We start from the raw sequence: 1,339 nt of genomic DNA on the forward strand, positions 1-1,339 counted from the left end.
ATGAGGCGCTTGAGGGAAAAGATAGAGGATGATCCTTCCTCTCCGCAATATATTAAAACGCTTTGGGGCATCGGTTATAAATTAGGAGAGTTTTAGCATGATAATGTTATGGATTGGCATGCTGATGATTTTGGCTTCTCTCAATATCGTTCAATATAAAATGAAAAAACAGCGGGACCAAAACTTGAAGTACATCACGGAAAAGCTCAGTATGATGCTAAATGAGCAGGCGGCTGATCAAATTTTATTAGGAACGGATGATAAAGTACTGCGGGATCTGCTCGTGCAAATGAACCTGTTTGTTGAGGAGCGTCAACGCATAACAGCCCGCTTTGCAAAAACGGAGCAGTCAATGAAACGAATGCTGACCAATATGTCCCATGAGCTGAAAACCCCGCTGACTGTTGTGCTCGGATATATCGAGGCGATTCAAAATGACTCGGATATGGCGGAAGAAGAGCGTGAAAGGCTGCTGGAAAAACTTTATCAAAAAACAGGAGAAATCATTCAGCTGATGAATTCTTTCTTCGACTTGGCCAAACTCGAATCAGAAGATAAGCAAATACTGCTCACGAAAATACATATCAACGAAATATGCAGAAAAAACATTCTCCAACACTATGATGCCGTTCAGGCAAAAGGTTTTAAAGCTGTCATCGACATCCCGGATACCCCGGTTTATGCACATGGAAATGAAGAAGCGCTTGACCGGGTTCTGCAAAACCTTTTATCAAATGCGATTCAATATGGTGCAGATGGAAAGCTGATCGGATTGTCCCTTACATATGATGACACGCAGATTGTTATTACGGTTTGGGACCGTGGGAAAGGGATTGGCGAGTATGATCAGCAGCGGGTGTTCGAAAGGCTGTACACCCTTGAGGAATCGAGAAATAAAGCGTTCCAGGGAAGCGGGCTCGGCTTAACAATTACAAAAAGGCTCATTGAGAAAATGGGAGGGGACATCTCTCTCCTAAGCAAGCCGTATGAACGGACAGCGTTTTCCATCACGCTAAAACGAATGACCTATTAGCAAACGTAAGAATTTCTTAAGAAACAAGAAATAAAAAAGACAGCGTCCATCGCTACAATAGACACATAAGAAAGACAGGAAAGGGGAAACAGAGTTGACTTACATCGTACAAACAAGCGGGCTTACCAAGACATTCAAAGGTCAAGAAGTTGTGTCAAATGTAAGCATGCATATACGAAAGGGAGAAATATACGGTTTTCTCGGCCCGAATGGAGCCGGGAAAACAACCGTCATGAAGATGCTGACGAGCCTCGTAAAACCGACAAGCGGGGAAATCAATATTCTCGGGCATAAGCTGACAATACA

At 43.2% G+C, this 1,339-nt stretch carries 3 protein-coding genes; all 3 read left to right on the forward strand.

Annotated features, from left to right (window positions below):
* Positions 1-96 (forward strand): winged helix-turn-helix domain-containing protein (locus C1T29_RS02325; protein WP_208945605.1); only part of this gene is annotated, 96 nt, incomplete at its 5' end.
* Between the two features lies 1 nt (position 97).
* Entirely contained in the window at positions 98-1,033 is a 936-nt protein-coding gene (locus tag C1T29_RS02330) for a HAMP domain-containing histidine kinase (protein ID WP_208945606.1), read from the forward strand.
* 94 nt (positions 1,034-1,127) lie between these two features.
* A partial coding sequence (locus C1T29_RS02335) for an ATP-binding cassette domain-containing protein (RefSeq protein WP_208945607.1) occupies positions 1,128-1,339 on the forward strand: 212 nt, incomplete at its 3' end.

The sequence above is a fragment of the Bacillus sp. MBGLi79 genome (assembly GCF_002953915.1).